Consider the following 18,010-nt stretch of genomic DNA (forward strand, 5'->3'; position numbering starts at 1 on the left):
ATAAATACAAACGGGCATGCGTAACAACATGCCCGTTTTATTAGGGCCAAATACGATTCACAAAAGCACTAACCAGAGGCGTGCTTTTCAGCCATTTGAGTATGCCGTCCCCACTTCGCAATCATATCGAGTAAATCGCTTTTCTGAACTGGCTTCGTCAGGTAATCATTCATCCCTAGTGCAATACTTTTTTGCTGCTCTTCTTGCATCGCGTGAGCAGAAAACGCCACGATTGGACACCAAGGAAACTCACCGTTTTCCTGTAACTCACGAATGTCTTTTGTCACACCAAAACCATCTTTGTTTGGCATAGAAATATCGGTAATCACCAAATCAGGGGAAAGCTGCTTGTAGAGTTCAACGGCCTCGACACCATCTTCCGCCAACGTCAGTTTCACACCGGTGTCTTGCAACATTTTTTCAATCAATATTCGATTGATATGGCTGTCTTCTGCAACCAAAAGGTGCAAATTAGAAAAATCCGGATTGTCTTGTGAGGAAAGCGCTCGACGCTTTTGTATTTTGCTAGAAAGCAGAGTTTGCAGTTTATGCTGCGTGACAGGTTGCGGCAGTAAACGATCCCGCTCGCACGACCATGCCTGCCCTTCCTCCATCACACAAGGGGCGAGAAACAGTACCCGTTTGGCGGCTGATTCTGTCGCATCAAGCTCATAGAGCGCATCTCTATCCTGAGCATTATTCACGCTCGCCATGATGCGGTCAAAGTCGTCCAAATCTCTGCCCAAAGATTGCGCCGCAGACCAATCGTTGCGATGAGTCACCTCTATGCCAATCTCTTTAGCTAAACGCATCAAGTGTTCCACGCGCGGTAGATAATCATCAATCAACAATAGTCGATTTGCATTCAGTTCTACTAGTTCAGGATGAGGCTGACTTCGTTTAGGCAACTGCAAACTAAAGCTAAAACACGATCCTTTGCCAAAATCCGAGCGCACACAAAGCTCACCGTTGTACATGCTGATCAATCGTTTGGAGATTGCCAACCCCAAGCCCGTTCCTTCATGTCGCCTTGTCGCGGAGGTATCGACCTGCTCAAATTTATCCATAATATGAGTTAGCCTGTCTTCAGGAATTCCAATGCCTGTATCGGTCACTGAAAAATCAAAACCGTGCTCACTTTCTCTTACTTTCAGCTGCACATGACCTTCATCCGTGAATTTCACTGCATTGCCGATCAAGTTAAGTAAGATTTGATTAATCCGACCTTTATCACCGACCACGACCGTATTCATGGCTAATGGCATATCAACCAATAACTTAAGGTTCTTTTTATCCGCTTGATACGCACACAATGCCGTGCAACTCTCTATTAACGAGCGCAAATCAAACTCCTCTTCAACAAGCGTCAACTTGCCTGCTTCGACTTTGCTGTAATCGAGGATGTCGTTAATGATGGTCACAAGGTTATTGGCAGATTTGTGCAGCAGGAGCAATAACTCCCTTGGCTCTCGGCGGTTTTCGTTCTCAAGCAATATCTCGCTGATCCCCATGATCGCGTTCATTGGAGTGCGAATCTCATGGCTCATGTTCGCCAGAAATTCCGACTTGGCTTGCGTGGCTTTTTTCGATTTATCCAATGCAGACGACAAACGCTTCTCCATCTCGCGTCTATCAGTGATGTCACGTTCTACCGCAATAAAACGCAGTAGCTCGCCATTTTCATCAAACACCGGAGACAGCTCTAACTCGACCCAATATGGGCGCTGCGACTTGGTGTAATTGAGTATCTCAACCCTAACAGGGGAATGGCTGCGAACACTTTGTGAGAGCAGCGCGACAGTATTTGCATCGGTGTCTTCACCTTGCAGCAGTTCGCCCGGTGATTTGCCAACCACTTCCTCTAAAGAATATTCGGTTAACTGCTCAAACGCAGAGTTTACCCAAGCAATCGTGCCGTCAGGATGCGTAATTATGATCGTATCGCGAGCGTGTTCCGCCACCTCGGCAAGCTGCGATATTTTGGCGGATAACTGCTGTTGGGTTTGATGTTCTTGCTGAAGTTTGTTTTGCGCCAGCGCTAAAGAGCGCGACATTTGGTTAAACGCCTCTCCAACGCGCGTGACTTCATCATTGCCTGAAATAGAAATTTGCGAACCCGGCCCTTGCTGTGAAACCTTGATTACCCCAGTGCGGAGAAGATCCAGACGCTTCATCAAGTAGCTGCCTAACGCAAATGAAAATAGCGCCACCAACGACATTTCGACAAAGGCAATCACCAAACTCGCATGAGTCGCAAACGAAAGCATTTGATGAACATGCTCGACGTGAACACCCATTTCTACCACGCCAAAAGTCTGATCGCCTAACGTAATTGCTTTCGCCACGTCATAAACACCGTCGCTTGCATCGAAAGGACGAACATTGGTGTCAACGCCTGTGTAATCACCTTGAAGCGTAAGTTCGATGCCATCTTGATTGACGATACGGATGTAAGCCAACTTGTGTTCACTTACGACAGAGCGTGCAAAGCTGTCTAAGTACGCCAGATCCGTTGCGATTACCGCGTCTCTCGAAGCTTGAGCAAACACACTCACCAAATTCTGGCTACCAACTTCGAGACTGGTCTCGTTCGAGCTTTTAAACCAGTTGAGGCCGCTGATGATAAGTACACCGAGCGCGAGTGCTTCGATGAGTGCAATGCCGATTATCGTTTTTGAACGCAGCGTCATAAAGCGCCCACTTATCTCGAAATGCCCAATTGGACGACGTCTTGCCAATCTTGGTCTTGCGCCAATTGCAATCCATCAATATTGAGTAAAGCGAAGCTCTCCTGTGCTTTGGGATCCTCATTGAGTTGTGAGATCGCCGCTCGCAATGCCAAAGCCATCTCTTCATCTACCTCATTCGAGACTGCAATGGCATGAGGGGTATAACCTGCGGTTGTACAAATCACGCTCAGTTGTTCTTTGGTTTCACTCGGCAAGCTCTCAAAGGTACGCTTCACGCCACCACCAGCGACATACAAACCTTTCAGAACACCTAAATAGACCGAATCGTGCGAGCCCACATATTTGGGCGTAAATTTGATGCCTTTCTGTTCTAGTTCAGATTGCGTGATGATGGAAGCCGCAAACGCGCGCGGAGCCGGAAAAGCAATCGTCTCTTCTTGCAGATCATCAAGAGTAACTGACTGCCCTTTTCTCGCTACAATAATCCCTGTAATACGCTTGTTCTTCGCTCTTGCTAACGCCGTATAACCCGGAGTTTGATTCACCAACGTAAAGTGATAAGGATTCATGTACGCGATGTCATATTCTCCAGCCATTAAACGGGCTTCAAAAGTAGGAATATCACGCGCAGTAGCAAATTTGATTTCAACTCCGGCAAGCTCGCCCCAACGTTGCAGTAATGGTTGCCATTGTTGAACTAATTTGGTGGCCGATTGTTGTGGCACCACACCAAAAACAATGGAAGGTTGAGCAACGACAGAAGGTGAACATGTGCATAACACCATAAGCAACGTAAATATTCGCTTGTGAAGCCGCCAAATCAACGTCTTTAATTGGGAGTTCAACAAAATCATCTCCTTAGGTTTGTCTTTCGTTAAAGATAGATAGCTATATGAAAGATTGCGAATTACCGGATTAAATTGCCTCGTGTCTCAGATACCATTTATACTCAAATGAACACCTACAACAGGAGCAGGTAAATGCTTATTACATTTCGTTGCCATAGCCACTCGAACGTCACTATGTTTGGCGATATTGCGATAAAGATGATCAAAATGATGGGGCATAGTGGCTCAGTACCAGGGTCAATTTCCGCTCAAGACATCCCTGATGCTCTATCTAGATTGACCTCCGCTCTCGCAGCACAAGAAGCGATAGAGAAGAACAACAGTCAAGCAATGGAAGAAGATGAGGAGCAAGAGGAACAAACGGTCAGTTTAGGACGCAGAGCATTTCCACTTATTGAGCTTTTAAAATCGGCTATTAAAGAAGAGTGCGAAGTGATGTGGGACAGCCAATAAATGCTCCAAATCAAGCTGTGGAGAGGAAAGCAACATCCAATCTATACTTTCCTCCCCTGCTAAAAGGAACTTACCCAATTCACTTCTCTATTTGAATGACTCTTAACGAGTGCTTACTCAAAACTAACCTATTGAATATAAATCAGTGATAAGCATCTGATTTCACAATAAAAATATCCTATTGACTGAAACACTCACTTATCATTGTGGCCTCAACTGCAAACCATTAATGGAATGATTGTTATGTCAGAACTGACTCGGATGCGCTCTGGAGAAACCTATAATTGCCTGGATGAAGAACTAAAGCTAATGCGCGCCAAAACCGCGCAGCTTGTCTTCCAATTTAACCACGAGCCAAACCCAGATATCCGTAGACAACTGCTGGCGGAAATGGGCGTCCGTATAGAAAACAGCGCCTGTATAGAGCCACCGCTTCAACTTACCTACGGTTGCCACTTGTCCATCGGGGAAAACACCTACATCAACTGGGATGCCATTATTCTGGACAATGGGCAGGTTGAGATTGGCGCGAACGTCATGATTGGGCCTAGAGTGCAAATTTACACAGCCGCTCATTCACTCGATACACAAAGACGCTTAGCTGGAGATGAGATCGCCAAACCGGTAAAAATCGGCAATAACGTTTGGATTGGTGGGGGCGCAATCATACTGCCAGGCGTGACCATTGGCGATGAGGCCGTCGTCGGCGCTGGCTCTGTCATAACCAAAGACGTTGCGCCGGGCGATCGAGTTGCCGGAAATCCGGCGCGCTCCATTAAACCAAAAAACTGAAGAAAGTCGCTATTTCGCCAAATGACAGCGAATAATGTTGGCAAGCAAATTGAGAGCATGGACGTATTTGTCATTAAGCTCAAAAGAAGCGTTAAGACGAATACAGTGATCGTATTGTTCTGTCAGGCTGAACATCTTTCCCGGTGCGATGCTGATATTATCTTTTAGCGCTTCTCGATATATCTGCAAGGCGTCGATATGCTTGGGAAGCTCTAACCAAATAAAGTATCCGCCGCTTTGGCTTAACACTTTGACTTCTTCAGGTAACAGCTCATTAAGCAGATCCGTCATCTTACTTTTACGTTCAAACAGCTTTTTCCGTAACTGCTTCAAATGCGATTCGTAATTGCGGCTTGTTAAATAGTGCACCAATGTCATTTGCACTGGTGCACTCGTCGCTAATGTACTCATTAGCTGTAACTTTTGTACCTCTAGCGCCCGCTTTCCCGCCGCAACCCAACCAATACGTAGCCCTGCGATTAATGATTTTGAAAACGAGGAGCACAACATGGTATTGCCCGTGTCATCAAACATTCTTAATGGGTAAACCGAGTCATTCTCGGCATGCAGTTCGCTGTACACATCATCTTCAATCACTGGCACGTTATATCGCTGTGTCAGCTCAATCAGCTTTTGTTTTTTCTCGTTGGTGAGCGTAAAACCCAGAGGGTTTTGGAAGTTCGACATCAGCCAACATGCTTTCACATCGTGTGTTTGCAGCGCTCGTTCCAATGAATCTAGGTCAATGCCCGTGACTGGGTCTGTTCTTACTGAGAGCGCTTTCAAACCTAACCGCTCTAAGGATTGCAATGCGCCATAGAATGCAGGCGACTCCACAACCACCCAATCTCCCGGTCTTGTACAAGCTTGCAAACTGAGCGTTAACGCCTCCAGTGCGCCTGCCGTAATGACAATTTCATCGGGTGAAATTTCAATACCTTTCGCAGCATAACGCTTCGCGATGATGGTACGTAATTGTTCGTTTCCCGGCGGTAAGTTATCAAAGGCGGTAGAAATCGGCATATTGCGAGCGGCTGCGCTCATCGCTCGATTCACGTGATAGCGTGGGTACAAACTTGGATCTGGATAGGCAAAGCCAAAATTGATCATGGATGGATTTTTACTCGCCTGCAGCACATCAAAGATAAACTCATTGATGTCTACCTGCTCTGTCCACGAAACCGCGGCTGGCGCTTGGGGTTCATTTGAACTCTTAATATTGGGAGCGACTCGATAACCAGAGCGCGGCTGTGACGTCACCCAGCCTTGAGATTCCAGAATTTGATAGGCATGCAACACCGTCATCAAGCTTAAACCCGAGTGTTCAGATTGGCGACGCAGCGAAGGCAGCTTGTCACCCGGATGCCATATCCCCGATTTTATCTGCCTTTTAAGCTGTTCCACTAACTCTTGATACTTCGCCAAACGCAAATCCCCTTCCCTAAAGCCGAATTCAAAATAATAACACTTCAATATTTAATCTGTTATAGATTTATAGTCACTGTCTGTACCTACTTCCCTCATTCCGCTCCTTTTAAAATAGCTCTCTCATAAAACTTAAAAGATCAAAGGAAGTTTAATGTTTGGCCTCGACGCATTTATGCTTGCACGGATACAGTTCGCCTTTACCGTATCCTTTCATATTATTTTCCCCGCTATCACCATAGGTTTGGCCACCTATCTCGCCGTGCTGGAAGGCTTATGGCTAAAAACACGTAATCCCGATTACCAAAAGCTCTATCACTTCTGGTCGAAAATTTTTGCGGTTAACTTTGGAATGGGCGTTGTATCTGGTCTTGTCATGGCCTATCAATTCGGCACCAACTGGAGTGGTTTCTCCGACTTCGCTGGTTCTATCACGGGCCCATTACTGACTTATGAAGTGTTAACGGCTTTCTTTCTCGAAGCTGGATTTCTTGGCGTGATGCTGTTTGGTTGGCGTCGCGTCGGCGAAAAGCTGCACTTTTTTGCAACCTCGATGGTGGCGTTAGGCACGATCATTTCGACCTTCTGGATTCTCGCCTCCAACAGTTGGATGCAAACGCCACAAGGCTATGAAATTGTCGACGGACGCGTGGTGCCAACCGACTGGTTTGCTATCGTTTTCAATCCTTCATTTCCTTATCGTTTGGCGCACATGAGCGTCGCGGCTTTCGTCAGTTCAGCACTCTTTGTAGGCGCGTCAGCCGCTTGGCATTTATTGAGAGGAAATCAAACGACTGCGGTAAAAACGATGTTTTCAATGTCGCTCGGGATCTTAGTGTTCCTTGCGCCACTCCAAGCCGTGATTGGAGATGTGCACGGGCTAAACACCTTAGAATATCAGCCCGCCAAAATCGCCGCCATCGAAGGACATTGGGATAACAGCGATGGCAAACCAACCCCATTGATTTTGTTCGGCATGCCAAACATGGAACAAGAACGCACAGACTATGCCTTAGAAATTCCTGTTCTAGGAAGTTTGATCCTACGCCACAGTTTAACTGAGCCAATCCCGGCGCTGAAAGACTTCCCGAAAGAGGAACGACCGAACTCACTTATCGTCTTTTGGTCATTTCGAATCATGGTCGGGTTAGGACTTCTTATGATTTTTCAAAGCTTCTACAGCATGTTGTTACGAAAAAAGAACACGCTTTATACCTCGCGTTGGTTCCTCAAGTTTTCATTATTTATGGGGCCATCTGGTCTTATCGCAATACTCGCTGGCTGGTTTACGACAGAGGTTGGTCGGCAACCTTGGGTCGTGTATGGCGAACAAAAAACGCGTGATGCGGTTTCTGCACACGGAGACCTACAAATGAGCATCAGCCTGCTGTGTTTCCTTGTTGTGTACAGCTTGGTGTTTGGTTTTGGTTATTACTACATGATCCACCAAATCAAGAAAGGCCCCGATGCAATCGAGCACGATGAGCACGACATGACGACCGTTTCAGGCCGCATTTAGAATTTGTCACAAAGTTAAGGTAGAGAATATGCATTTTGATTTATCCGTGATTTGGTTCGCGATCATCGTTTTTGCCACTTTGATGTACATCATCATGGATGGCTTCGATTTGGGTATTGGAATACTGATGCCCTTCATCAAGGATGAAAAACAAAAAGACGTCATGGTCAACAGTGTCGCGCCAGTTTGGGACGGTAACGAAACTTGGATTGTGCTTGGAGGCGCATCTCTATTTGGCGCTTTTCCGATGGCTTACGCGGTGATTATTGAAGCGCTAACCATCCCTTTAACGTTGATGTTGATTGCTTTGATCTTTCGTGGCGTAGCGTTTGAGTTTCGCTTTAAAGCATTGGAAAACCACTTAAAGTTCTGGGACCGCTCTTTTATGGTCGGCTCGATTTTAACCACGTTTTTCCAAGGCATCGTCGTTGGCGCGGTAATTCAGGGCTTTGCGGTGGAAAACCGCGTCTTCGTAGGTAGCCAATTAGACTGGCTCACCCCTTTTCCCATCTTTTGTGGTTTGGGTTTAGTCGCAACGTACGCGCTGCTTGGTAGTACATGGCTCATCATGAAAACGGAAGGTTCACTGCAAAACACGATGTACCGCTTCACTAACAAAACACTACTGGCAATGATCTCCGCATTAGTCATTGTGAGCGCTTGGACTCCACTTGCTTACCCTGCCATTGCGGAAAGATGGTTTTCTCTGCCCAATTTGTTCTACTTATTGCCCGTACCTGTCATTACTGGGTTGGTCTGTTTGAAGATTGCCGACTCCGTAAAAAAGCGAAAAGAGCGCAGCCCTTTCGTGATGGCATTGGTGATCGTGATTCTCGGGTTCACTGGGCTTGGCATCAGTATCTGGCCAAATATCATTCCTCCTAGCATATCGATATGGGAAGCAGCGGCTCCTGCAAGCAGTCAGCGCTTTATGCTCGTTGGAGCGGTGATCATCATCCCGATCATTCTGGCTTACACCTTTTGGAGTTACTACGTCTTCTCCGGAAAAGTGAAAGAAGGCGAAGCGTACCATTAACGAGTTAATGAGGAGTGAGTATGAAAATCCAAAATTGGTGTCGCCAATGGGCTTGGATGGTTGGGATCTGGGCGGCCAGTGTGCTAGCTCTGGGGTTCGTATCAATGCTGTTTCGCATCATGATGACCGCTGCAGGGTTAAAATCTTAGCTCGGCACTTTTAAGTCATAAAAAATGGATGCCTCTAGAGCTTGTGTAAGAGCTAGAGGCGTTTACATTCAAGTCCGACTTTTTACGTGTGCAGACAATACGATAGTAGATGCTGAACCACGAGCCACTTCAAAATAACCACCAGCACGAGATAGCTGACGAGCCGTCAATTTTTCTTTGCCCAGCTTTTCAAACCAATAAGGCGCTAATGAGCACTGAGCCGAACCTGTGGCAAGAGCTTGCAGGCAGCTAAACCTGCCTTTCCGAGAGTACTTCTTTAAAGGCAAACATGCCATTTAATGCAGCTGGAAATCCTGCGTAAACAGACATTTGTATGATCACTTCTTTGATCTCTTCTTCCGTGCAACCAACATTTAGCGCAGCGTGTAAATGCACTTTAAGCTGCGGAGTACAGTTCCCCATCGCCGTCAATGCGGACACCGTAGCGATCTCTCGCGATTTTAGATCTAGCCCTTCACGGGTGTAGATGTCGCCAAACGGGTACTCAATCGTGAACTTTGCTAAATCAGGGCAAATGTCGTTCAGGCTTTCGATAACTTTTTGGCCAGCCTCTCCATCGATTTTTGATAACTGCTCTAACCCTGTTTGAAATCGCGTATTTTCCATTTTGTGTGCTCCTTTGAGTGAATACCCGCACACCTTACAAGTTAGAGTGAACTCTAAGTCAACGTACTTTTCCGCTTTTATACAGATTTATTTTTTCTTCTAATCGTTTCAGATGCTCATTTTGTTGTCGGATATGTTCGATTAAATTATCTCGATGAACTTCCAAAAGCTTTTGTCTGTCAGCAGTCGTTTGCGAGCCTAGCTCCCTCAAGGAGGCATATTCTTGAATCTCTTCTAACGGCATTCCCGTCTCTTTCAGCCGCTTGATGAAGTTGACCCAATCAATATCTCGATGGGTGTAGACACGGTGCCCACTGCTATTTCGGTGGACATGTTTCAGTAAGCCAATTTTTTCATAGTATCGAAGCGTGTAAGACGACAACCCAACTGCGCTGGAAAACTCTTTCATATTCATTATTTTTACCGAAGATTATCCCTTCCTGTGACCACAAGTAATGTAACCACACTATGGATAACCTTTGCAAAGCAAGCAGTCTAGTTTCTTACCGATGTTGTTAAGACTATAAATAGTCGTCTACTTTTAATGATGTAAACTCTTTAGTAGGGCAACTGTAGAGATCGGCGATACGAACTAAGGGACGAGAATGACGTAGCAGTTCTTGGGCGTGTGCCGACAAAGGAACACATCATGAGTGAGAACGAGAAAAACAAACCGCAAGGGATCTATAAATATTATGAAAACAATCCCAAATCTGCGGATGAGAACGTCTTTGGACGAGTCAGCTACCCAGACAGGCGCGGTTTTCTAAAAGGCGCGGGTTTAGCGACCATGGCCGCCGCGCTTGGTGGATTTATCCCATTCCATCGCAATATGCCGGCTGGCATCATCCCCGCAGCTTTTGCAGAGGGTCTTGATGACGTCATGATCGAAGGTAAAGACGGTTTAACAGTCCTCAACGACAGACCGATGAATGCAGAAACCCCACCCCATTTGTTGAATGACGACGTAACCCCAACTCGACGCCATTTCATTCGCAACAACGGTATTCCACCAGCAGACGTGAACCCTGAAACTTGGACGTTGACCATTGATGGATTGGTCGACAAACCAATGTCGCTGTCGATTGCCGATCTCAAAAAGAACTTCGATGTCGTAGAACAACAACTGGTCGTTGAATGTGGCGGTAACGGCCGTGCTTTCTTTGATCCCAAAGCATCCGGTAATCAATGGACTTACGGCGCTGTGGCTTGCTCCAGTTGGACAGGCGTTCGCTTGGCCGACGTGCTCAAAGCCGCAGGCGTAAAAGACGGAGCCGTTTACACCGCGCACTATGGTGCCGACAAGCACCTTTCAGGCAAAGAAGGCAAGTTGCCAATTTCTCGTGGCGTCCCCATTGCTAAAGCCATGGGCAGTGAAAATCTCATCGCCTTTGCTCAAAACGGCGAAGCGCTTCACCCTATGAATGGCGCACCATTGCGTTTGGTGGTTCCAGGTTGGCCGGGTTCTTGTTCGCAAAAATGGCTCACTCGCATTCAAATTCGCGATCAAATACACGATGGACCAAAGATGACAGGCACTTCCTATCGAGTCCCTAACCGACCTGTCGCCCCGGGAGAAAACGTGGCGAAAGAGGATTTCGAAATCATAGAGCGCATGCCAGTAAAATCGCTCATCACCTCTCCGCAAACCAACACAGAGGTCAATGGCAATGAAATCGCCATTCGCGGACATGCTTGGTCTGGCGACCGAAAAGTGACCAAAGTGCAGATTTCGATTGATTTTGGCGCAACATGGATGGATGCCGACCTCGCAGCTCCTGCCAATGACGGTGCTTGGCAAACGTTCAATGCTAAGGTGAAGTTCCCTCAAGCGGGTTACTACGAAGTGTGGGCGAAAGCGACTGACGATCAAGGCGTCAGCCAGCCTTTTGCCATCGCATGGAATCCGAAAGGTTACCTCAACAACACTTTCCACCGCATCGCATTGATTGTACGAAGCTAGAGAGGCAATAGCAGAATGGTGAGCACTTAGGGGACATGACACGGTGAGAACAAAACAACCATCAGAGCGGGTACTCCCGCTCGCTTTCACCCTTTTGGCTTTGTTGAGCGCCCCTGTCCTTGCGAGTAACGACGAGTTGATTGCAGCAGGCGAGAAGCAAGCCATGGTTTGTAAAGCCTGCCATCAATTTGAGCCGAATGGCGTAACGCTGGTTGGCCCGCCCTTATGGGGGCTAGCGGAGCGCAATATCGCCAGTTTTGAGGGCTTCAATTACAGCGACAGAATTAGACAACATCAAGGAAAGTGGGACGCTGAAAAGTTGGACGCATTTTTATCCGCTCCGAATGACTTCGCGCCAGGAACCAACATGGTCTTCCCTGGCGTAACAGATCCCGGTGCGCGCGCGGCTATCATTGCATGGCTTGCAACGAAAAACCCGACACCACCCAATTGGAATATGACGTCATCAGGATTGGAGGTTAAGTCGCCAGGTGATGGGATATTAACGCCGGGAGAGAATATGGAGCTCGTCGCAGCAGTCTGCTCAGCCTGTCATTCGTTACACATGGTCACACAACAAGGACTAAGCCGCCAAAGATGGGATGAAACCCTCGACTGGATGATTGAAGAGCAAGGTATGGAAGATTTATCAGGCGACGACCGAGAAGCCATTCTGGAATACCTTTCTACCTATTATGGAGGGTAACTCCCGCCTTTAAAACCAACGCTTATTGATACTTTACATACGTATTCTTTCTATGTGAGCATCCCCTCAACAGGAATAGAGTGAAATAACCTCTGTTATTTCACCGCACGTATCGATGAGGTTTAAGAGATTGAAGGCAGAAGAGTTTTTTGACAACCATTACCTTTCTATTTGGGTTTTTCTTGTTGGCGTGGCAGTCATTACCTTGATTATGATGGGAGGCGGCATGGCAGTAACGTTGCTGGCAATATTGATTGACCAGTCGTCTGAGCACTTAACAACTGATACTTTCTTGGCTCTAAACTTTTCCTTTGCTGGGATCATGACTCTACTGCTTGTTATCCCAAACATGATGATTGTTAGAGGCAAACCTAAAGCGGCAGAAATCAACTTAATCAATATTTACTTTCAGTTCCTTGTTTACGCTCTTGGCCTATTCCTTCTTGAAGATGAACATAAACTTTTTTTTGTTAGTTTTGTACTTTTTCCTATTATCGCCCTCTGGCTCATGGCATCGACCAAATATCATACATTTGTGACTTACTTTTCAGCGATTAAAAAAGAGCCAGAAAGTTTCCGCGAATACTTCTTCAAAAAGATTAAAAGCGACTAACACTTCTGCCACACCATCCAATACTCCTTACCTTTAAATACATCCACACTATTTGTAACGGGTGAAGATTCAATAAGTGTAAACGTTGGTTCAAGATGTTGCGCCAACTCCCCACTTCGCAAACAAAATGGTGGGAAACGAGAACGGTAATCATCATCTATAACGAAATAACCAATTAACAAACCGTCTCTTGGCAGTAATTTATCCACCATAGCAAAGTAATCTGGCCACTGGTCTCTCGGTAGTGCAGCGAGAAAGGCACGCTCGTAAATCAAATCAAATGAGTGCGTAGAGTCAGCGTTAAATACATCCCCTAGCACGACTTTATCTTTGTGCTTGCCTAACGTCGATTGCGCCATTTTTACCGCTTCTTGGCTGTAATCCATCGCGATCACATCATGCCCATATTGAATAAAAGAGCTGAGTTCATAAGCAGCACCACAGCCAGGGATAAATACAGACTGACCGCTATGAAGCGCGTTTTCTAGGTAAGCTTTTAGCTCTTGAGGTGTGGTTTTGGCATCCCACGGCATGGTGCCTTGGGTAAACAAATTATCCCAAAACTGTTGATTGATGGCCGGTGCCTGTTTCATTTATCGCCCTCCTGATTGTACTGGCACTAAAAGAAAGGGATACGCAGTACAATGTGGTATCTCCTCTCCTAGCCTTTGATTTTTACGTTGTTAGCTTTTTATAGCAGCGGTTTACAATAACGGATTAACTTCGCAAGTCATTGATTAACGGCTGTTCGGTCTGATTGGGCACAAACTGAACATTGCCTTTCAGTTTGGTGACGGATTGAAGTGTCGCTTGAATGTCCTCTGCCGATACATGTACATCATGACAACAGAATGTGATGGTATCGCTGAAGCCTTCACGCTCAATCTTCAAGGAGCCTTTAATATCGTGGCGACAACACACTTCTTGGATTTGATGCGGATAAACAAACAGCCCTTTGACTTTCACCGCCGAGTCCGCACGCCCCATCCAACCCTTTATTCGCGCATTTGTGCGTGGCAAATCGGAGTCTGAGTCTAAATAAGCCGATAAATCTCCCGTTGCGTACCGAATCAGCGGAAACTTGTCATCAAGCGATGTAACGACCACCTCTCCGACCTCACCCAGCGGGACTGGCATACCGTCGGGATCAACGATTTCAACAATAATATCTTCGGCAATCACTAAGCCTTGCTCGCCAGCAACTTGATACGCAATCAAACCAAGCTCGGCACTCGCGTAGGCTTGAAATACAGCAATCCCTTTGTCCGTAAACGCTTGTTGCATGTCTACGGTGACGGCTTCACCAGAAACCAACGCTTTGGTAAAGCTAGGTAACTCGCCGTATTGCTCTTGGTATTTCTGTAACAACGTCAACAAATAAGATGGCGTTCCCGTGTAACCCGTCGGCTGAAGCTGTTTAATCGCTTCAATCTGTGCTTCAGTATTGCCAACACCTGCCGGAAATACCGCGCAACCACACGCTCTAGCACCGCCATCCATAATGAATCCACCCGGAGAGAAGTGATAAGAGAGCGTGTTGTGGACTAAATCACCACGGCGAAATCCTGCGGCATGAAACGCGCGTCCCATACGCCAGAAGTCCGATTCATCCGTTTGTGCCTCATACAACGGTCCCGGAGATTGAAACACACGCGCCATCTGGCCGATTGCAACGCTGTTTAAACCACCAAACGGCGGCTTGAGTTGCTGCTGGCTTGGGATATTGAATTTGCGAGTGATCGGAAACTGGACGAGTCCTTCACGATTACTTGCTTTTGACGCATCGATATCTGCGAAGATGTTACCGTAGTGCTCGCTGTTCGCCTTTGCGCTTTCAATCAGTGTCGGCAAGCGTTGAAACAACGATTCCTCTCTCTCAGCAGGAGACAAAGACTCTTTTGCATCGAATAATTCGTTCATAACCACTCCTTACAACCAACGCTTACGACGTTTGTAAGACTTAAGATTCTTGAAGCTCTTACGCTCTTCGTCGCCACCACCCAGATAGAACTCTTTCACGTCTTCGTTATTAAGCAGCTCGTGCTGACTGCCATCGAGCACAATCTTGCCTGACTCCATGATGTAGCCATAGTCGGCCGCATGAAGCGCAAAGTTTGCGTTCTGTTCCACCAGCAACATCGTAATGCCTTGGTCTTTGTTGATCTTTTCAATGATGCTGGACACCTCTTTCACCAGTAGTGGCGAAAGCCCCATCGACGGCTCATCAAGTAAGATCATTTTCGGGCGCGCCATCAATGCCCGGCCGATTGCCAGCATCTGCTGCTCGCCGCCCGACAAGTAGCCCGCGAGACCAGTACGTTCTTTGAGTCGAGGGAAGTAGTCAAACACCATTTCGATGTCTTTCTCGACCTCGTTATCGTTGCGGGTAAACGCACCTAAACGAAGGTTTTCAATAACCGTCATGTCTTCAACAATTCGACGCCCTTCCATCACTTGGAAAATGCCCGAACGGACAATTTCTTCCGGGCTCTTGTTGTCGATACGCTCGCCCATGAAGGTAATTTCACCGCGAGTCACTTCACCATCTTCGGTTTTTAACAAACCCGAAATGGCTTTTAGTGTGGTCGATTTACCTGCCCCGTTCGCGCCTAACAGCGTCACGATTTGACCTTTAGGTACTTCAAGGCTCACGCCACGCAGAACCAAAATAACTTCGTCGTAGACCACTTCGATGTTGTTTACCGAGAGTAAAATCTCCGCTGGTTCTATATCCCTTGCTAATTCACTCATCAAGCCACTCCTTGTTCAGGAGAAGGGATGATGTATATCGCATCCCCTCACCTGTTCTTGTTTTGTTGTTAGTAACCTAGCCAATCGTCACGGCGTGACAATGTCACCTGAGACACTTTCTTGATGTCTACTGCACCGCCTTGGTTGTTACCCATAAACACGTTTACGGTGGTAGTGCCGCGGTGATCTTCTGGTTGCCAGTTAGCAGGAATACACACGCCCTCTAGACCTTTTGGAACCCAGTTTTTGTGAACGTACATGCCTTTCTTGATGTTTTCACCCGTAATGCCGCCATTGTCCTTCGCCCATTCCATCGCTTCTTTCATGTAAAACGCTGAGCAAACGCCGCGAATGTAATGGTGAGTTCGGAACTCGCCCGGCTCAGATTCAGACAGTTTGGAGATTTGCTGAACCAGCTTCATGCCTTCGCTATCGTCGCCCCAGAATGCCGTCATACCTGGGAAGACATAATCTTTCAGACCGTCACCTGCCGCTTCAATTACGGGTTTATCACCACCCCAGATATTCGCCATGTACTGGAATTCCGTGCCAACCGTGTTACACGACTTCACTAGTGAAATGACTGAGCCACCTAGGTTCGCGATGTAACCGTAGTTGGTGCCGGATTCTTTTAGCGACAAACATTGCGCTTTGAAATCACCCGGTTTGAGTGAGACAACCACTGGGTTTTGCACTTCAAAGCCCAGCTCTTTGGCGTATTCCGCACACGCGTCTTTTGGTGCATTCGGGAACGGATGGTTATCACCAATGTGAGTAAATTTAGGTGCCGTGGTATTGCCTTTTGATTCCCAATCCTCTTTCGCCCATTTCACCAATGCACGACAGGCATCTGAGTAAGAAGCGCCATAGAAAAAGTTGTAGGGAGCAGGCTTGGCTGTTTTCGGGTTTTTGCCCGTAGGGTCTGTTAAGTGACCCGAGTAAGATGCCGAGAATACTGGCACTTTGTCTTTGGTGACGAATGAAATCAGTGCTTCGGTATCCGCCGTGCCCCAACCTTGCATCGCCACCATATTTTTACGCGCAACCCAACGTTTGTAGTTAGAAATCGCCACTGGCACTTTGTACGCCATGTCCACCGTTTCAAATTCCAGCTCAGTACCGTTGATGCCACCATTTTGGTTTATCCACTGCAACGCATCTCGCACGCCAGAGCCGTAAGGCTTGCTCACATAAGCAGTAGGACCAGAGAAGTCCACCAGATGCCCGACAAATACAGAATCTTTTGCCCAAGATGCAGTAGTAAACAGCGCCGAAGATAGCACCAACGTTGTCGCTAAATGTCCTTTGTTCATAACTCGTTGTCCTTGTTATTTAGGTATATTCCACTTAAGTACACGACGTACCGATTAATAAGAAAACGGATAGTGTTTCCAATATGCTCGAATTTGTTGCCAGCGATGCGACAAGCCTTGTGGTTCAAAAATCAGGAACAGCATGATGACTAAACCAATCGCCATTTCTTTGAAGTAAGCAAGCCCATCAATGAACGACGTGTTATCGCTAAACGCAGCCAGCCCCGTCACACCAAACTCTAAAACCTCTGGTAGCAATACGATGAAGATCGTACCCATCAATGTACCTTTCACCGATCCCAGACCACCGATGATGATCATCGCGAGGAACTGAATAGACATCATGATGGTGAAGCCTTCGGCAGAAACGAACCCTAAGTAATGCCCGTAAAGTGCGCCGCCAATGCCTGCATAAAACGCACACACACCAAAAGATAGCAGACGATATTTGGTCAGGTTGATACCCATTATTTCAGCCGATAGGTAATGATCGCGTACCGAAACAAACGCACGGCCATCACGCGAACGGATGAGGTTCGAAGCCCATAGATACATAAAAATCAGCGCAAACAGTGCAACATAGAAGAAGCTTTCATCGGTCGAGAACTCGAAGCCAAACAGGTTGATTGGGCTGGCACTCGCACCGTACGAACCACCACTGAACCACTCCGCGCGAGCAAAGAAGTCTTCCAAAATGAACTGCGCGGCTAAAGTTGCAATCGCAAGGTACAAACCTTTGATTCGCGCGGCTGGCAAGCCAAAGAGCATCCCGACGATCATGGTCAAGTAACCCGCGAGCGGAATGGCAAATACCACTGGAATGTTGAACTGGTTGTTCAGCCAAGCCGATGCAAATGCGCCAAAGCCAAAGAACGCACCGTGACCTAGAGAGATTTGTCCGGTAAAGCCGACCAAAATGTTCAAACCAAGGGCCGCAATACCGAGGTACGCAATCTGAATAAACAGGTTGAGGAAGTAAATATCCAGTACCAGCGGCGCTGCCAGCATGGCGATAACACCCGCTATCGCAAGGCTTCTTATGGTTTTGGTTTCAAAAATTGGCGTATCACTTTTGTATGTGGTTCGAAAATCCCCACATGGGCGCATGCTAAGTTGAGCCATAGT

18 protein-coding genes and 1 pseudogene are annotated in these 18,010 nt (G+C 47.0%); 8 read left to right on the top strand and 11 right to left on the bottom strand.

What is annotated here, in order from left to right:
• Positions 1 to 68: 68 nt before the first annotated feature.
• Both ACF8EG_RS03020 and ACF8EG_RS03025 read right to left on the bottom strand, forming a co-directional pair.
• The gene (locus ACF8EG_RS03020; protein ID WP_069506201.1) at positions 69 to 2,690 is read right to left on the bottom strand and encodes an ATP-binding protein; all 2,622 of its coding nucleotides are present in this window, start codon (positions 2,688 to 2,690) and stop codon (positions 69 to 71) included.
• 11 nt (positions 2,691 to 2,701) lie between these two features.
• Positions 2,702 to 3,538 (bottom strand): phosphate/phosphite/phosphonate ABC transporter substrate-binding protein, encoded by an 837-nt coding sequence (locus ACF8EG_RS03025; protein ID WP_175423235.1) that lies wholly within the window; start codon positions 3,536 to 3,538, stop codon positions 2,702 to 2,704.
• Positions 3,539 to 3,670: 132 nt separating this feature from the next.
• Between ACF8EG_RS03025 and ACF8EG_RS03030 the strand changes: the two genes are divergently transcribed.
• Positions 3,671 to 3,991, top strand: coding sequence for a DUF1840 domain-containing protein (locus ACF8EG_RS03030; protein WP_005392576.1), 321 nt, complete (start codon positions 3,671 to 3,673; stop codon positions 3,989 to 3,991).
• A gap of 243 nt (positions 3,992 to 4,234) precedes the next feature.
• Positions 4,235 to 4,783, top strand: coding sequence for a sugar O-acetyltransferase (locus ACF8EG_RS03035; protein WP_020841928.1), 549 nt, complete (start codon positions 4,235 to 4,237; stop codon positions 4,781 to 4,783).
• A gap of 9 nt (positions 4,784 to 4,792) precedes the next feature.
• Here ACF8EG_RS03035 and ACF8EG_RS03040 read toward each other — a convergent pair whose 3' ends face one another.
• A complete protein-coding gene (locus ACF8EG_RS03040; protein ID WP_041170781.1) occupies positions 4,793 to 6,208 on the bottom strand; it encodes a PLP-dependent aminotransferase family protein in 1,416 nt (471 codons plus the stop codon).
• A 154-nt stretch (positions 6,209 to 6,362) separates the two neighbouring features.
• Between ACF8EG_RS03040 and ACF8EG_RS03045 the strand changes: the two genes are divergently transcribed.
• Genes ACF8EG_RS03045 through ACF8EG_RS03055 form a run of 3 tightly spaced genes read left to right on the top strand, consistent with a single transcriptional unit; the run spans position 6,363 to position 8,912 of the window.
• The gene (locus ACF8EG_RS03045) at positions 6,363 to 7,727 is read left to right on the top strand and encodes a cytochrome ubiquinol oxidase subunit I (RefSeq protein WP_069506207.1); all 1,365 of its coding nucleotides are present in this window, start codon (positions 6,363 to 6,365) and stop codon (positions 7,725 to 7,727) included.
• A gap of 28 nt (positions 7,728 to 7,755) precedes the next feature.
• A complete protein-coding gene (gene cydB / locus ACF8EG_RS03050) occupies positions 7,756 to 8,763 on the top strand; it encodes a cytochrome d ubiquinol oxidase subunit II (RefSeq protein ID WP_069506212.1) in 1,008 nt (335 codons plus the stop codon).
• A 20-nt stretch (positions 8,764 to 8,783) separates the two neighbouring features.
• Positions 8,784 to 8,912 carry a DUF2474 domain-containing protein gene (locus tag ACF8EG_RS03055; RefSeq protein ID WP_079749834.1) on the top strand — a complete coding sequence of 43 codons (129 nt, stop codon included), beginning with the start codon at positions 8,784 to 8,786 and terminating at the stop codon, positions 8,910 to 8,912.
• Positions 8,913 to 8,980: 68 nt separating this feature from the next.
• Here the strand turns inward: ACF8EG_RS03055 and ACF8EG_RS03060 are convergent.
• From ACF8EG_RS03060 to ACF8EG_RS03070, 3 genes and pseudogenes are all read right to left on the bottom strand, one after another.
• Positions 8,981 to 9,148 (bottom strand): annotated as a pseudogene (locus ACF8EG_RS03060) (PhzF family phenazine biosynthesis protein); the annotation flags it as partial.
• A 13-nt stretch (positions 9,149 to 9,161) separates the two neighbouring features.
• The gene (locus ACF8EG_RS03065; RefSeq protein ID WP_005463606.1) at positions 9,162 to 9,539 is read right to left on the bottom strand and encodes a carboxymuconolactone decarboxylase family protein; all 378 of its coding nucleotides are present in this window, start codon (positions 9,537 to 9,539) and stop codon (positions 9,162 to 9,164) included.
• Positions 9,540 to 9,597: 58 nt separating this feature from the next.
• Positions 9,598 to 9,954: a MerR family transcriptional regulator gene (locus ACF8EG_RS03070; RefSeq protein WP_017447404.1), complete on the bottom strand. Its 357-nt coding sequence runs from the start codon at positions 9,952 to 9,954 to the stop codon at positions 9,598 to 9,600.
• Positions 9,955 to 10,188: 234 nt separating this feature from the next.
• Here ACF8EG_RS03070 and ACF8EG_RS03075 point away from each other — a divergent pair, with 234 nt between their 5' ends.
• From ACF8EG_RS03075 to ACF8EG_RS03085, 3 genes are all read left to right on the top strand, one after another.
• Complete coding sequence (locus ACF8EG_RS03075; RefSeq protein ID WP_029837233.1) at positions 10,189 to 11,502, top strand: molybdopterin-dependent oxidoreductase; 1,314 nt, start codon at positions 10,189 to 10,191, stop codon at positions 11,500 to 11,502.
• A 43-nt stretch (positions 11,503 to 11,545) separates the two neighbouring features.
• Positions 11,546 to 12,208 carry a c-type cytochrome gene (locus tag ACF8EG_RS03080; RefSeq protein WP_069506214.1) on the top strand — a complete coding sequence of 221 codons (663 nt, stop codon included), beginning with the start codon at positions 11,546 to 11,548 and terminating at the stop codon, positions 12,206 to 12,208.
• Between the two features lie 130 nt (positions 12,209 to 12,338).
• Entirely contained in the window at positions 12,339 to 12,821 is a 483-nt protein-coding gene (locus ACF8EG_RS03085; RefSeq protein WP_025500950.1) for a hypothetical protein, read from the top strand.
• Here the strand turns inward: ACF8EG_RS03085 and ACF8EG_RS03090 are convergent.
• From ACF8EG_RS03090 to ACF8EG_RS03110, 5 genes are all read right to left on the bottom strand, one after another.
• Positions 12,818 to 13,414: a methyltransferase domain-containing protein gene (locus ACF8EG_RS03090; RefSeq protein ID WP_025500951.1), complete on the bottom strand. Its 597-nt coding sequence runs from the start codon at positions 13,412 to 13,414 to the stop codon at positions 12,818 to 12,820. The genes ACF8EG_RS03085 and ACF8EG_RS03090 overlap by 4 nt on opposite strands.
• A gap of 124 nt (positions 13,415 to 13,538) precedes the next feature.
• On the bottom strand, positions 13,539 to 14,741 hold the full coding sequence (locus ACF8EG_RS03095) for a phenylacetate--CoA ligase family protein (protein WP_069506217.1): 1,203 nt from the start codon (positions 14,739 to 14,741) through the stop codon (positions 13,539 to 13,541).
• A 9-nt stretch (positions 14,742 to 14,750) separates the two neighbouring features.
• The gene (locus ACF8EG_RS03100) at positions 14,751 to 15,572 is read right to left on the bottom strand and encodes an ABC transporter ATP-binding protein (RefSeq protein ID WP_392419345.1); all 822 of its coding nucleotides are present in this window, start codon (positions 15,570 to 15,572) and stop codon (positions 14,751 to 14,753) included.
• 68 nt (positions 15,573 to 15,640) lie between these two features.
• On the bottom strand, positions 15,641 to 16,885 hold the full coding sequence (locus tag ACF8EG_RS03105) for an ABC transporter substrate-binding protein (protein ID WP_005499215.1): 1,245 nt from the start codon (positions 16,883 to 16,885) through the stop codon (positions 15,641 to 15,643).
• Between the two features lie 54 nt (positions 16,886 to 16,939).
• Entirely contained in the window at positions 16,940 to 18,007 is a 1,068-nt protein-coding gene (locus ACF8EG_RS03110) for a branched-chain amino acid ABC transporter permease (RefSeq protein WP_005463596.1), read from the bottom strand.
• Positions 18,008 to 18,010: the final 3 nt, after the last annotated feature.

Origin of the sequence: Vibrio sp. YQ_11, from assembly GCF_043103065.1 — a bacterium.
Taxonomy (GTDB): Bacteria; Pseudomonadota; Gammaproteobacteria; order Enterobacterales; family Vibrionaceae; genus Vibrio; species Vibrio parahaemolyticus.

Coding starts and splice junctions, on each gene's coding strand:
- ACF8EG_RS03035 (WP_020841928.1), top strand. CDS start 4,235: ATGTCAGAACTGACTCGGATGCGCTCTGGAGAAACCTATAATTGCCTG.
- ACF8EG_RS03100 (WP_392419345.1), bottom strand. CDS start 15,572: ATGAGTGAATTAGCAAGGGATATAGAACCAGCGGAGATTTTACTCTCG.
- ACF8EG_RS03020 (WP_069506201.1), bottom strand. CDS start 2,690: ATGACGCTGCGTTCAAAAACGATAATCGGCATTGCACTCATCGAAGCA.
- ACF8EG_RS03045 (WP_069506207.1), top strand. CDS start 6,363: ATGTTTGGCCTCGACGCATTTATGCTTGCACGGATACAGTTCGCCTTT.
- ACF8EG_RS03095 (WP_069506217.1), bottom strand. CDS start 14,741: ATGAACGAATTATTCGATGCAAAAGAGTCTTTGTCTCCTGCTGAGAGA.
- ACF8EG_RS03055 (WP_079749834.1), top strand. CDS start 8,784: ATGAAAATCCAAAATTGGTGTCGCCAATGGGCTTGGATGGTTGGGATC.
- ACF8EG_RS03075 (WP_029837233.1), top strand. CDS start 10,189: ATGAGTGAGAACGAGAAAAACAAACCGCAAGGGATCTATAAATATTAT.
- ACF8EG_RS03105 (WP_005499215.1), bottom strand. CDS start 16,885: ATGAACAAAGGACATTTAGCGACAACGTTGGTGCTATCTTCGGCGCTG.
- cydB (WP_069506212.1), top strand. CDS start 7,756: ATGCATTTTGATTTATCCGTGATTTGGTTCGCGATCATCGTTTTTGCC.
- ACF8EG_RS03110 (WP_005463596.1), bottom strand. CDS start 18,007: ATGGCTCAACTTAGCATGCGCCCATGTGGGGATTTTCGAACCACATAC.
- ACF8EG_RS03070 (WP_017447404.1), bottom strand. CDS start 9,954: ATGAATATGAAAGAGTTTTCCAGCGCAGTTGGGTTGTCGTCTTACACG.
- ACF8EG_RS03030 (WP_005392576.1), top strand. CDS start 3,671: ATGCTTATTACATTTCGTTGCCATAGCCACTCGAACGTCACTATGTTT.
- ACF8EG_RS03090 (WP_025500951.1), bottom strand. CDS start 13,414: ATGAAACAGGCACCGGCCATCAATCAACAGTTTTGGGATAATTTGTTT.
- ACF8EG_RS03065 (WP_005463606.1), bottom strand. CDS start 9,539: ATGGAAAATACGCGATTTCAAACAGGGTTAGAGCAGTTATCAAAAATC.